General features: G+C 34.1%; 14 protein-coding genes. 8 read left to right on the forward strand and 6 right to left on the reverse strand.

Annotated elements, in window-relative coordinates; genetic code table 11:
* Positions 1-49: 49 nt before the first annotated feature.
* Together BM239_RS08925 and BM239_RS08930 are read left to right on the forward strand one after the other, a co-directional pair.
* Complete coding sequence (locus BM239_RS08925) at positions 50-667, forward strand: LysE family translocator (protein WP_092207738.1); 618 nt, start codon at positions 50-52, stop codon at positions 665-667.
* Positions 668-718: 51 nt separating this feature from the next.
* Complete coding sequence (locus tag BM239_RS08930; protein WP_092207740.1) at positions 719-1,582, forward strand: hydroxymethylglutaryl-CoA lyase; 864 nt, start codon at positions 719-721, stop codon at positions 1,580-1,582.
* Positions 1,583-1,657: 75 nt separating this feature from the next.
* On the opposite strand, the gene BM239_RS08935 is transcribed toward BM239_RS08930, so the two are convergent.
* Complete coding sequence (locus BM239_RS08935) at positions 1,658-3,877, reverse strand: TonB-dependent receptor family protein (protein ID WP_092207742.1); 2,220 nt, start codon at positions 3,875-3,877, stop codon at positions 1,658-1,660.
* Positions 3,878-4,092: 215 nt separating this feature from the next.
* Between BM239_RS08935 and BM239_RS08940 the strand changes: the two genes are divergently transcribed.
* From BM239_RS08940 to guaB, 5 genes are all read left to right on the forward strand, one after another.
* The gene (locus BM239_RS08940; protein ID WP_092207744.1) at positions 4,093-4,530 is read left to right on the forward strand and encodes a thioredoxin family protein; all 438 of its coding nucleotides are present in this window, start codon (positions 4,093-4,095) and stop codon (positions 4,528-4,530) included.
* Positions 4,531-5,511 (forward strand): FAD:protein FMN transferase, encoded by a 981-nt coding sequence (locus BM239_RS08945; protein ID WP_092207746.1) that lies wholly within the window; start codon positions 4,531-4,533, stop codon positions 5,509-5,511. It begins immediately after the preceding gene.
* Complete coding sequence (locus BM239_RS08950; RefSeq protein ID WP_092207748.1) at positions 5,508-5,717, forward strand: DUF4266 domain-containing protein; 210 nt, start codon at positions 5,508-5,510, stop codon at positions 5,715-5,717. Before BM239_RS08945 ends, BM239_RS08950 begins: the two co-directional genes overlap by 4 nt.
* 1 nt (position 5,718) lies before the next feature.
* The gene (locus BM239_RS08955) at positions 5,719-7,008 is read left to right on the forward strand and encodes a DUF3570 domain-containing protein (RefSeq protein WP_218151654.1); all 1,290 of its coding nucleotides are present in this window, start codon (positions 5,719-5,721) and stop codon (positions 7,006-7,008) included.
* Between the two features lie 279 nt (positions 7,009-7,287).
* Positions 7,288-8,760 carry an IMP dehydrogenase gene (gene guaB / locus BM239_RS08960; RefSeq protein WP_092207752.1) on the forward strand — a complete coding sequence of 491 codons (1,473 nt, stop codon included), beginning with the start codon at positions 7,288-7,290 and terminating at the stop codon, positions 8,758-8,760.
* On the opposite strand, the gene BM239_RS08965 is transcribed toward guaB, so the two are convergent.
* Together BM239_RS08965 and BM239_RS08970 are read right to left on the reverse strand one after the other, a co-directional pair.
* A complete protein-coding gene (locus BM239_RS08965) occupies positions 8,761-9,078 on the reverse strand; it encodes a DUF3784 domain-containing protein (RefSeq protein WP_092207754.1) in 318 nt (105 codons plus the stop codon).
* The gene (locus BM239_RS08970) at positions 9,075-9,317 is read right to left on the reverse strand and encodes a hypothetical protein (RefSeq protein ID WP_092207756.1); all 243 of its coding nucleotides are present in this window, start codon (positions 9,315-9,317) and stop codon (positions 9,075-9,077) included. Before BM239_RS08970 ends, BM239_RS08965 begins: the two co-directional genes overlap by 4 nt.
* A gap of 111 nt (positions 9,318-9,428) precedes the next feature.
* Here BM239_RS08970 and BM239_RS08975 point away from each other — a divergent pair, with 111 nt between their 5' ends.
* A complete protein-coding gene (locus BM239_RS08975) occupies positions 9,429-10,079 on the forward strand; it encodes a sterol desaturase family protein (RefSeq protein WP_092207758.1) in 651 nt (216 codons plus the stop codon).
* Here the strand turns inward: BM239_RS08975 and BM239_RS08980 are convergent.
* The 3 genes from BM239_RS08980 to BM239_RS08990 are packed head-to-tail and all read right to left on the reverse strand — an operon-like array spanning position 10,076 to position 12,519.
* A complete protein-coding gene (locus BM239_RS08980; RefSeq protein WP_092207760.1) occupies positions 10,076-11,308 on the reverse strand; it encodes a M48 family metallopeptidase in 1,233 nt (410 codons plus the stop codon). The two genes, BM239_RS08975 and BM239_RS08980, sit on opposite strands and share 4 nt — an antisense overlap.
* A gap of 26 nt (positions 11,309-11,334) precedes the next feature.
* On the reverse strand, positions 11,335-11,694 hold the full coding sequence (locus BM239_RS08985; protein ID WP_092207762.1) for a four helix bundle protein: 360 nt from the start codon (positions 11,692-11,694) through the stop codon (positions 11,335-11,337).
* A gap of 24 nt (positions 11,695-11,718) precedes the next feature.
* Complete coding sequence (locus BM239_RS08990) at positions 11,719-12,519, reverse strand: TrmH family RNA methyltransferase (RefSeq protein WP_092207764.1); 801 nt, start codon at positions 12,517-12,519, stop codon at positions 11,719-11,721.
* Positions 12,520-12,535 lie beyond the last annotated feature (16 nt).

The following is a 12,535-nucleotide window of genomic DNA, read 5'->3' on the forward strand; positions in this document are numbered from 1 at the left end:
GATTTAAGCCATTTGTTTTAGCTATTTTTGACAATAAAAATTTCTCACACTGAACTACGACACGCTTATATCGTTTATTTTAGCTACAGCAGCTTTGGCTATTTCACCAGGACCTGATAATATTTATGTGTTGATGCAAAGTATTGCACATGGTAAAAAATATGGTTTAGCAACTGTTTTTGGCTTAATTTCCGGTTGTATTATTCATACAACCCTTTTAGCTTTTGGTGTGTCGGCTATAATAAAGAATAATGATACTGTGTTTTTTGGTATTAAATTATTTGGTGCAGGCTATCTTGTTTATTTAGCTTATCAGGTTTTCAAAAGTTCTAATGATTTAACCTTATCGGAAACACAGGTTCCAAAAAAATCAGTAGGACAATTATTTAAACAGGGTTTTATAATGAATGTTTTAAACCCAAAAGTGAGTATTTTCTTTTTAGCATTTTTTCCAGGCTTTTTATTTAGCGAAACCTTATCAACCATATGGCAATTCTATATTTTAGGCTTTTTATTTATGGCAGTATCTTTACTGATTTTTTCTGTTATTGCTGTTTTAGCTGGTAACATTTCAGAATATATAAAATCTCATAAGCATTTAGGGTTGTACTTAAAATGGCTTCAAATAATTGTTTTTATTGGTATTGCTGTTTTAATTTTAGTGTAGTTTTCACGAAAACATTTTTGTAGATACAATTCTTTAGTATCTTTGAAAACCATGAGTGAATTAGTTAAAATTATTGAGTGTCCACGAGATGCCATGCAAGGCATTAAGACCTTTATTCCAACGGAACAAAAGGTGCAATATATCCAGTCGTTACTACGAGTTGGATTTGATACCATTGACTTTGGTAGTTTTGTTTCCCCTAAAGCTATTCCTCAAATGGTAGATACAGCAGACGTTTTAGCGCAGTTAGATTTGAGCAAAACCACCAGTAAGTTATTGGCTATAATAGCTAATACGCGTGGTGCACAGGATGCAGCTAAACATGAACCCATTCAATATCTGGGTTATCCGTTTTCAATTTCTGAAAATTTTCAAATGCGAAATACGCATAAAACCATTGCTGAGTCTGTGGTAACCTTACAGGAAATTTTAGAAATAGCTGACACCTATAAAAAAGAAGTGGTTGTTTATATTTCTATGGGTTTTGGTAACCCGTATGGCGATCCTTGGAATGTTGATATAGTAGGAGCGTGGACGGAAACGTTAAGCAACATGGGTGTTAAAATACTTTCTTTAAGCGATACCGTTGGAACGTCTGACCCTGAAAATATTGATTATTTATTCTCTAATTTAATTCCTAAATATCCACAAATAGAATTCGGTGCCCATTTGCATACCACACCAACAACTTGGTTTGAAAAGGTGGATGCAGCCTATCAAGCAGGTTGTATGCGTTTTGATGGTGCTATTCAAGGTTTTGGTGGTTGCCCTATGGCTAAAGACGATTTAACAGGAAATATGCCAACCGAAAAATTACTGTCATATTTTACCACTAAAAAACATTCAGGGTTAAATGCGTTAAGTTTTGAAAGTGCTTATAACGAAGCAACTAAACTATTCTCTGTATATCATTAACAAAAAAAGTCACTTGTTTCAAGTGACTCTTCTTTTAATATGTTTTTTTGGATTATCTCGAATGATTAATTATTTCTAAAGCCTAAATTCTAATCCTAAATTAGCTCCAAACGGATGACCAGGTCTCAATCCTGCTGGTACTCTAGAAACTGCATAAGTAGCATCAAATACATTAATAATGTTTGATGTTAGACTTAAATGTTGGTTGATATGATATTTAGCTGAAAAATCAACAACAAAATTCGAATCTACTTTTTCATTATCAGGAATGGCTCCTGTACCTGCTTGGGTTCTAAAAGCACCTAAATAACGACTGCTGGCATTTAGTTCGTATTTTTCATGTTCTAAAGATAGCATCAGGTTGAACTGATGTTCAGGGATATAGGGTAGTTGATCACCGGCTTCAACCGTTCCCCAAAGGTCCTCACTACTTCCAAAACTATTTAAAAACTTGGTATTTGTATATGTGTAACCAAAAGAAATAGGTAAAGAATAGGTGTTGTTTGATACTAATAAATCGTAATTAAACAAAGCTTCAATACCTTTTACAGCCACTTCACCAGCATTAAATTGTTCCAAGGAACCAGTTCCGCCAGTTGCGGCTAAATCACTTCCTAATAAATTACTATAATCGTTATAGAAAGCTACCACTTCACCTTTTATTCCAAAAATTGAAAATCGTGAGCCTAATTCGTAATTTATACTTTCTTCAGGTTCTTGGCCAGGTTGATTGCTTGGTGGCGAAAACCCTTTGTGTACTCCTCCAAAAATGGTAGCCTGATTATTGAACTTATAATTAAAGCCAACACCAGGAATGAAAACATCTACTTTATTTTCTCTAGAAGCTAAATCATTTCCGGTTCGTGACACATCATTTTTGTCAAAATCTTCTCGTAATAAAACTATGTTTTCATAACGTAAACCTGGTGTAATGGTTAGTTTGTTATAGCGAAACTTATACATAGCAAATGCAGCAAACGCTTTGGCAGAACTAACTCTGTTAGCATCTGTTCCTGGAATACCAGCTTCGGTTTGTGTCATGATACCATTGGAATTAATGGCGAATTTATCAACCCATTGAAAACGATCTTCTTCATCATAATGATAACGTAAACCAATTTCGATATCATGAAATGTGTTTTCACCATTAAAGTGGTAATCTAATTTAGTTTGAATGCCTTTAGCGTTGTATAAACGATTATTAGCTTTTACATTTAATGCGTTATCAGCAGAATTTACTTCGCCTCGCAGCACATCCATATAATTTGAATATACTATTGGATCACTAACAATATCTGCAATCCCAACTTTAGTGTCATTTAGAGTTACATCATTTAATTTATACCAATTTCGCTTAAATCGGTTGTAATAACCTGTTGTGGTAATTCTGAATTTTGATGATAAATCAAGTTTATGTGTTGCTGTAAATTGAACATGTTCTGCATTCATTTGGTCTTCTTGCGAAGCTGCATAGCGGTTATAAGGATTGGCACTAAAATCAGCATCTGTTAAACCTAAATAGGTTTCGTTTGATACTTCATCGGAATATTGAAATTTCATTTCTAGGGCTTGTCTTATTTTTGCAGTTTTAGATGAGTTTATTCGGAATTTAGCAACGACATCATTTTTGTCAAAACCCGTATTCCTATTATCTAATAGGTTTTTAAAACCATCTGAGTTGAAATTTAAATACTCAACCATATAGCCGAAATTCTCTTTGCTATCTCCAATTTTGGCTTGAAACTGTCCAGTGTCAAATGAACCATAACTACCAAAAACGCGACCATAAAACGAATCTGGTATTTGTGAAGACACCATATTTATAGCGCCACCTGTAGTAAATGGACCATATTGAACTTGACTACTACCTTTTAAAATTTCTATTGCCTCCATACGGGCTATAGAAGGGAAATAATAAGCAGCTGGCGCACTATAAGGCGCAGGTGCAATAAGTACACCATCTTCCATAATTGATATTTTTGCGCTACGCTCTGGCGATGTGCCTCGAAGACTAATATTGGGTCTTAATCCAAAACCATCTTCCTCATAAATATTAACACCAGGTACGGTTCGTAACACACGATTTATGTCTGTGTAATTAAATTTAGCTAATTCTTTTGGTGAAATATAATAAGCAGAACCTGTCCTGTTTTGTGCTACATATTTATTACCAAAAATGACATTGGTGGAAATAATAACCTCGTTTAAATTTTGAATAGAATCGGTCTCTTTTTTTTCCTGTGCTACTAATGATACACCGAATAAGGCCGCGATTAGTGATAACTTGATCCTCATTTTTATTTAGACTTATTATGAATAGTTTTTTTCAGGCTGCAAAAATAGAGTCAAAAATGGGTTTCTGCAAGTTTATTTAGAACAAATAAAAATAAAATCTGTAAGTAACAGGCATTGATCTTTTTACAGTTGTGTAACATTTGTTACGTTCAGATTACAATAATTACACAAACTTTGCGTTATCCATCGTTACATAAAATCTTCAACTATACACTATGAAAAATTCTGTATTGCTAATATTATTTGTTATTGTCTCAAATAGTGTTTTCTCACAAAACTGGAAGACTAATTTTGAAGCCGCTCAACAAGAAGCATTGCAATCAAAAAAACCGATTATTCTTGTATTTGCTGGAACAGATTGGTGCTCACCATGTATTAAATTAGATAAACAAATATTTCAATCTGATACGTTTAAAATTTATGCCACTGAAAATGCTATTTTAGTTCGCGCCGATTTTCCAAGGAAGAAGGAAAATGCCTTATCTAAAACACTACAAGAACAAAACAGAAAACTAGCAGACAGGTATAACCCAAATGGCTTTTTTCCGTTTGTTTTAATGCTAAATGCTGAAGGTGTTGTTTTAGGTGAACTAGGTTATGAAAAAATTGAACCACAAGATTACGTGAATAAGCTTCAAGCATTTGTAAAATAAATGAAAGTCATTGTAACAGCATACTGTTTTTTTTTACTCTCAACAATTACCTTTGCACAAGGTACTTATAAGCGCACCATGAAATTAATGGGAAGTCGCTTTGATATTACTGTAATTGCAGATTCGCAAATTCAAGCTGATGGTTTTATAGACCAAGCCGTTAGCGAAATTGAACGGATTGAACGTTTAATATCTTCTTGGGACGCTAATTCCCAAACATCGCTAATCAATAGGAATGCAGGTATAAAACCTGTAGTTGTAGATAAAGAATTATATCATCTTATTGAACGTGCAATTGGTATATCAAAACTCACGCAAGGCGCTTTTGATATTTCGTATGCATCTATGGATAAAATTTGGAAATTTGATGGCAGTATGACTGAAAAACCGACTGATTCTGAAATTTCAGAATCCGTTGTAAAAGTTGGTTATCAAAACATTATTTTAAATAAAGAAGAGACTAGTGTTTTCCTGAAGCTAGCTGGAATGAAAATTGGTTTTGGAGCCATAGGAAAAGGCTATGCAGCGGACAAGACTAAAGATTTACTGAAGCAAAGAGGTGTTAAAGCTGGAATCATAAATGCGTCTGGCGACATGAATACTTGGGGTTTTCAAACAACAGGTGAAACTTGGAAAATAGCTATAACCAATCCGCTAAATAAGGACAAGGTGTTTGCTATGTTACCAGTTGATAATCGTGCTATAGTAACATCTGGAAATTATGAGAAATTTGTAAAATTTGATAACATTCGATATTCTCATATTATTGATCCTAGAACCGGTTATCCAAGTACTGGTATCATAAGTGTGAGTGTTTTAGCTCCAAAAGCAGAACTTGCTGATGCGTTGGCAACCTCCATATTTGTTATGGGTAAAGATGTGGGTCTCAACTTTGTAAACCAACTAGAAACTATTGATTGTATTATAATTAATGAATCAGGTGAAATTTTTTATTCTGATAAAATTCAACCAAAACAATGAAAAAACTTTTAGTACTTGTGGTATTTGGGAGTTTATTTAATTCTTGCGTAACCGTTAAAGAATATGATAAAGTGAATATTAACGATCCAGAGATGGTGCTTTCGGCAAAAAAAATAGAGCGTTTTGAAACTAATTTTCAATTATATCGTGAAGCATCTTCTGGTGCAAATGGAGGAAAAACAGGAGGTGGCTGTGGTTGTAATTAATATGAGAAAATTAGCTCACATATTTATATTCGTTTTTAGTCTAGCAACTTTTGGGCAGTCTAAAAAAACGGATAGTATATCGACATATAAAAAGCGTGTTTTAGAAACAGCTGAAGTCGATTTTTTAATGAGTTACTATACCCAAGATGGTAATAATGCTGCCGTGTCTGGAGGAATTGGTACCGAAGAATTAACAGATATTACGCCAACATTTGTAATTGCAATCCCTCTAAATAGCGACGATGTTTTAACGGTTGACGCTGGAATTTCAGCATATTCTTCAGCTTCTTCAAGCAATATTAACCCTTTTGATTCTTCAAATCCTGCTAGTCCATATTCGGATTCTTCAGGTGCTTCGGCTTCAGATGTATGGGTTAACGGTAATTTTAGTTATGCACACAGTTCGGATGACCGAAACAATATTGTTGAAGGGCATATAAGTGTGGCATCTGAATATGATTATTTTTCAATTGGTTTTGGAGGAAGTTATACACATTTGTTTAATGAAAAAAATACGGAATTAACCATTAAAGCAAATGTGTTTTTAGATACTTGGAATCCGCAGTACCCTATTGAATTACGACCTGATTTTTCAAACACAAATATTATAGGTTCAGGTATATATGATCCTTTTAAATATGAAGCGTTTACAGATGAGTCTCGAAATTCATACAGTATATCCTTTATTTTTTCACAAATTCTGTCTAAAAACTTTCAGGCGTCCGTTTTTATAGATCTTGTTCAGCAAAATGGATTATTATCTACACCACATCAGCGAGTTTATTTTCAAGATCAACCTGATTTTTTTATTGACGATTTTCATTTAGCGGATGACGTCGAACGCTTACCAGATACACGCTTTAAAATGCCAATAGGAGCGCGTTTTAATTATTTTTTAAATGAACGCTTAACGATTAGAACTTATTACCGCTATTATTATGATGATTGGGGGGTGAATTCGCATACAGCAAGTATAGAATTACCTTTCAAGATATCAGAAAAGTTTACCGTGTATCCACTTTATCGTTATTATACACAAACAGCAGCCGATTATTTTGCTCCATACAACGCACATTTGTCAACGGAAACGTTTTATACCTCTGATTATGATTTGTCTGAATTCAATAGTAATCAGTATGGTTTTGGTTTTAGTTATACGGATATTTTTGCTTCCGCTCATATCTGGAAACTGGGTTTAAAAAGTATAGATTTTCGCTATGGATATTATGATAGGAGTAATGGACTCTATGCTCATATAGCTTCGGTAGGATTTAAGTTTTTGTTAGATTAAATTATCTACAAGTTGAGGTTTTTGTTCTGTAATTCTAGTTGGATTTTATTTATTAATAAATAATGTTTTGACATAATCAAATGAAACCCAGCCCATATGTTTTATTCTATTTAAATAGATTTTTATTTTTTAAGACATACAGAAAAAGGGGTGTTAGTAAGCTGTATATCAAATCTTATTTCTTGAAACTGAAATCTAAAAAATAATTTAACGCCAACTTAAAACTAATTTCTTTATTTAAATTGTATATTTGCACGCAATTATAACTGTAATTGCATCATGATAGCACACACCAACAAAATTTTAGGAGAAGGATTAACGTACGACGACGTTTTATTAGTTCCTGCATTTTCTGAAGTTTTACCTCGCGAAGTTAGCATTCAATCCAAATTTTCAAGAAATATTACTTTAAATGTTCCTATTGTATCGGCCGCTATGGATACGGTAACTGAAAGTAAAATGGCTATTGCTATGGCTCAAGAAGGGGGTATTGGAGTCTTGCACAAAAATATGACCATTGAGGCGCAAGCATTTAAAGTTCGAAAAGTAAAACGTGCCGAGAGTGGTATGATTATCGATCCAGTAACATTACCTTTAACTGCTATCGTGCGTGATGCCAAACAGAACATGGCAGAATATAGTATTGGCGGAATTCCAATAGTGGATGACCATGGTGTGTTGAAAGGAATTGTTACCAATAGAGATTTACGATTTGAAAAAGAAGATGATAGACCAATTATAGAAGTCATGACTTCTGAAAATTTGGTCACTGCCGGAAAAGGCACCTCATTGCAAGATGCAGAAGGTATTCTACAAGAAAATAAAATTGAAAAATTACCGGTTGTTGATGAAAACAATAAACTGATTGGTTTAATTACATTTCGCGATATTACAAAACTCACACAAAAGCCGAATGCCAATAAAGATTCATTTGGACGATTGCGCGTAGCAGCCGCAATTGGTGTTACTGGAGATGCTCTAGAACGAGCTGAAGCATTGGTTGAGGCTGGTGTAGATGCGATTATTATTGATACAGCTCATGGACACACTAAAGGCGTTGTGACTATTTTAAAGGAAGTAAAAGCTAAATTTCCGCAGTTAGATGTAGTTGTTGGAAACATAGCCACAGCTGAAGCAGCCAAATATTTAGTAGAAGCAGGTGCAGATGCCGTAAAAGTAGGTATAGGACCAGGTTCCATTTGTACAACACGTGTGGTAGCAGGTGTTGGGTTTCCGCAGTTTTCAGCCGTACTAGAGGTAGCAGCAGCCATAAAAGGTTCCGGTGTTCCCGTTATTGCAGATGGCGGTATTCGGTATACAGGTGATATTCCTAAAGCGCTTGCAGCTGGAGCTGATTCAGTTATGTTAGGCTCCCTTTTAGCAGGAACGAAAGAATCGCCAGGTGAAACCATTATTTACGAAGGTCGAAAGTTTAAATCTTATCGTGGCATGGGTTCTGTTGAAGCCATGAAACAAGGTAGTAAGGACCGTTACTTCCAAGATGTGGAAGACGATATTAAAAAGTTAGTACCAGAAGGTATAGTAGGCCGTGTACCTTATAAAGGGGAATTGAATGAAAGTATTCATCAATTTGTTGGTGGTTTACGTGCAGGCATGGGATATTGTGGTGCTAAAGATGTAGAAACCTTAAAGGAAACAGGACGTTTTGTGAAAATTACGGCTTCTGGGATTAATGAAAGTCATCCACATGATGTTACTATTACAAAAGAATCGCCTAATTACTCGCGATAACTAATCGTTTTCAGAATCCTTTTTATACGCCTTGGAATTTGCCTTTATCAAGAGAAAAGGCACACCCAATAAAGTAGCAATTAAAATGCCATAAGCACCTATTTGTTCATTGTCTAACCATTTGGAAAGTGCATAGCCTATAAGTATAATGGCAGCCATGCTATACATGACTATGGCAAACAAGCGTGCTATTTTTTCAATATTATAAGTTGCTTTTTCGTCATCAGACATGGTGTTGAAGCCTGCAATTAAGTCGTAGAATTTAAAGTTGTAGACTAATATGGCACATAAAATAAATATAGCAGCTGTTAAAATCATAATGTTTCGGTATAAAGTTGCCCACGGTGGGGTTTTAAGGCATCACGAATGGGTTTCATTTGGTCTTCTTGAACGACTAAAAAGGCAATAGCATGTAGATCATTCTCGGCTTTAAAACCAGTTATTTCAAGGTCTAAATTTTCGCGTGTAATGTATTCCTTTAAATGAATTTCATGATGTTCGGCTATCTTCAGAGCGTCGGGTCCTCTAAAATCCCAAATAAGTTTTAATAGTCGCATATTTTAAGTCGCTTAATAGATTCCAAAATTACTTGAATTTGTATGAAAATTTTACTTTTTATATGAAATTTAATATTTTAGTAGTTAGATTTTTACCATAAAAAACTGAATATGAAACCAGAGGTAACTACCGATTTTCAACAAGGAAAAGCTCAAATTTTTAAAAATCCATTTTTAGAGCGTTTAACAAAAACAGATCCGCTTTCAAATATACTTATTTATGGCGTTGTAAATGTAATTTTGGCGTATATAGCATTGGAAATAATAGAATTAAGTCTTTTTAAATTTATAGGTTTATTTGTAGTTGGACTATTTTTTTGGACTTTTGCTGAATATATGTTACATCGCTATGTGTTTCATTGGGTAACCGAAGCCCAGTGGTCACAACGATTTCATTTTATCATGCATGGTGCTCATCACCATTATCCAAAAGATGAGGAGCGTTTACTTATGCCGCCAGTTCCTGGACTTATTTTGGCGACCTTATTATTTGGCTTTTTTTATTTAATTTTTTGGATTTTAGGTATTACTAATCTTGTTTATGGTTTCTTTCCAGGTTTTTTCGTAGGATATCTTATGTATTCTTTTGTGCATCGCGCCACGCATATCATGCGACCTCCAAAACGATTTAAAAAATTATGGCATCATCATAGTTTGCACCATTATCAATATCCTAATAAAGCTTTTGGAGTTTCCAATACCTTTTGGGATCAGATATTTGGTACCATGCCTCCAAAAGCACAACGGAAAAAGTCACATTAAGTTTTTAAGTTCTTAATACGTTGCAATAAGGTTGGATGTGAATAATGCACAAATACGTAGGCTTTATGTGGTGTTAAATTGCTTAAACTATTTTTTGATAATTTTTTAAGCGACGTAATCAAAGGTTCTGAAGCATAGGTGTTTTTAGCATAGTTATCAGCTTGGTATTCAAACTTTCTGGAAAACCAATTCATAACTAACCCTGTGATTTCTGAAATTGGACTGTATAGTAATCCGAAGGCAATTAAACCGACATGAAAACTTGGTGTTTCTACACCTAGCGCATTTGATAGCAGCGGATTTGAGATAAAAACAGATAAAATATACAGCGTTAATCCAGTTAATAAAACCGAAGTTACCAAGTTGAAAATAATATGCTTCTTTTTATAATGACCAACTTCATGCGCCAACACTGCCACAATTTCTTCATCTTCTAAATCGGTAATCAAGGTATCGTATAATGTTACGCGTTTTTCGCTACCAAAACCTGAAAAATAAGCATTGGCTTTAGTGCTTCGTTTGGAACCATCAATGACAAAAATTTTATCCAGCGTAAAACCAACGGTTTCTGCATAGGCGGAAATTTTATCACGAAGTTTACCATCTTCCAAAGGCGTTTGCTTATTGAAAAGTGGTACTATTAATCGCGCATAAAACATATTCATGAAAATGGTGAAAAATGTAACCAATCCCCAAGCATATAACCAAAATAGGCTACCTGTAGCTTGATAAAACCAAATAATTAGTGCTAAAATACCACCTCCTAAAATAGCCATCATAAGCCATCCTTTAAGTTTATCTAGAAAAAAAGTGGCTTTAGTCGTTTTGTTAAATCCAAACTTTTCTTCAATAACAAAAGTTTTATAGTAGGAAAAAGGTGTGGTTAAAATATCGCTTCCAATCATAATCATTCCAAAGAAAATCAAGGCAATTAAAATTGGACTTTCGGAATAACTTCTTGCTATGGTATCAATAAACTCAAAACCATCTAATACTAAAAAGGCAACTGTTAACACCATTGAAAAACTGGATGTTATAAGACCAAATTTATAATTGGTTTTTTTATATGCTTGCGATTTTTCATAATCCTCCGCATTATATACGTCACTTACTTCATTAGGAATAGGATTGTTAAACTGTTTGGCATTTAAAGCATCGAGGATTTTATCAACAAGAAAATCGACTATGATGATGGCGATTATGATGTAGAATAGGGTGGTTGAGGTCATAAAAATTAATGATTAACAATGAGTAATTAATGATGAATTAATTTTTCTTTGGAGGATTTAATTATCTTAAATATTTTTTTTAAAACACTTGAAAGTTCATTTTCAAGAGCGTTAAATTTTTCAGTAGTAATATATTTGGAATCCTTTAAAAGTCTTAACCAATAATGTGTTTCTCTAGCTTCCTTATATGAAATGGACATTTTAGCTCTAAAATCTCGTTTAGAAATACCTCCAATGGCTCCTTCAACATTTGCGCCAATGGATGTTCCTGATTTTAAAATTTGTCTCGATAGCACATACTCCTTATTTTCGACTAACTTTTTACTTAAAAACACTATAGATAGCGCAAAGTTATAGGACTTGATTGCTATGATATTATCTTTCATAAGGTAATTATTAATCGCTAATTGTTAATTACTCATTAACCTCTGGCGAACCGCTTCAAAAATAAGAATTCCTGCGGCAACAGAGACGTTCATAGAATCTATTTCACCTCGCATGGGAATAATAATATTTTGCGTAGCCGCATCGCGCCATTCTTGACTTAATCCTGTGGCTTCTGTACCAACAATCAAGGCCGTTGATTTGGTGTAATCTTGCGTATGATAATCTACAGATGCTTGCAAAGCTGCACAGTAAATATGAATCTGCTTTTCTTTTAAAAATGTAATGATATCTTCTGTTGAACCCATTGCAATTTGGTTGGTAAATACACAACCAACACTAGAGCGAATAATATTTGGATTGTACAAATCCGTTTTTGGGTTGGCAATAATTACAAGATCCACGTTTGCGGCATCAGCAGTTCGTAATATAGCACCAATGTTTCCCGGTTTTTCAGGTGCTTCTGCAATTAGGATTAATGGGTTTTCGGAATGTAATACAACCGATTCTAAAGCATGCTCTTTATGTTTGGCAACGGCCAAAACACCTTCAGTTGTATCGCGATGTGCTAATTTTTGATACACGTCCTTGGATACTTCAATGCAATTTATAGAGCCATCAGCAAACTGATTTATCTGGGCTTCTGAGAACAATTCTGGATAAAATATAATAGTGTCTAAATTATAGCCACCTTTTAGGGCTAAACCAATTTCCCGAGCCCCTTCAATTAAAAATAATCCAGACTTTTTTCGCGCTCTAGATTTCTCTTTTAAAAGCACCAATTCTTTTATGTAAGAATTTTGTGTGCTGCTTATTTTTTTTATCATACTGGTAAAAATAATA

Source organism: Algorimicrobium echini, from assembly GCF_900115185.1.
GTDB classification, from domain to species: domain Bacteria; phylum Bacteroidota; class Bacteroidia; order Flavobacteriales; family Flavobacteriaceae; genus Algorimicrobium; species Algorimicrobium echini.

Bases quoted from the DNA above. Each gene is read 5' to 3' on its own strand.
- BM239_RS08930 (WP_092207740.1), top strand. From the start codon at position 719: ATGAGTGAATTAGTTAAAATTATTGAGTGTCCACGAGATGCCATGCAA.
- BM239_RS08935 (WP_092207742.1), bottom strand. From the start codon at position 3,877: ATGAGGATCAAGTTATCACTAATCGCGGCCTTATTCGGTGTATCATTA.
- BM239_RS08940 (WP_092207744.1), top strand. From the start codon at position 4,093: ATGAAAAATTCTGTATTGCTAATATTATTTGTTATTGTCTCAAATAGT.
- BM239_RS08945 (WP_092207746.1), top strand. From the start codon at position 4,531: ATGAAAGTCATTGTAACAGCATACTGTTTTTTTTTACTCTCAACAATT.
- BM239_RS08950 (WP_092207748.1), top strand. From the start codon at position 5,508: ATGAAAAAACTTTTAGTACTTGTGGTATTTGGGAGTTTATTTAATTCT.
- BM239_RS08955 (WP_218151654.1), top strand. From the start codon at position 5,719: ATGAGAAAATTAGCTCACATATTTATATTCGTTTTTAGTCTAGCAACT.
- guaB (WP_092207752.1), top strand. From the start codon at position 7,288: ATGATAGCACACACCAACAAAATTTTAGGAGAAGGATTAACGTACGAC.
- BM239_RS08965 (WP_092207754.1), bottom strand. From the start codon at position 9,078: ATGATTTTAACAGCTGCTATATTTATTTTATGTGCCATATTAGTCTAC.
- BM239_RS08970 (WP_092207756.1), bottom strand. From the start codon at position 9,317: ATGCGACTATTAAAACTTATTTGGGATTTTAGAGGACCCGACGCTCTG.
- BM239_RS08975 (WP_092207758.1), top strand. From the start codon at position 9,429: ATGAAACCAGAGGTAACTACCGATTTTCAACAAGGAAAAGCTCAAATT.
- BM239_RS08980 (WP_092207760.1), bottom strand. From the start codon at position 11,308: ATGACCTCAACCACCCTATTCTACATCATAATCGCCATCATCATAGTC.
- BM239_RS08985 (WP_092207762.1), bottom strand. From the start codon at position 11,694: ATGAAAGATAATATCATAGCAATCAAGTCCTATAACTTTGCGCTATCT.
- BM239_RS08990 (WP_092207764.1), bottom strand. From the start codon at position 12,519: ATGATAAAAAAAATAAGCAGCACACAAAATTCTTACATAAAAGAATTG.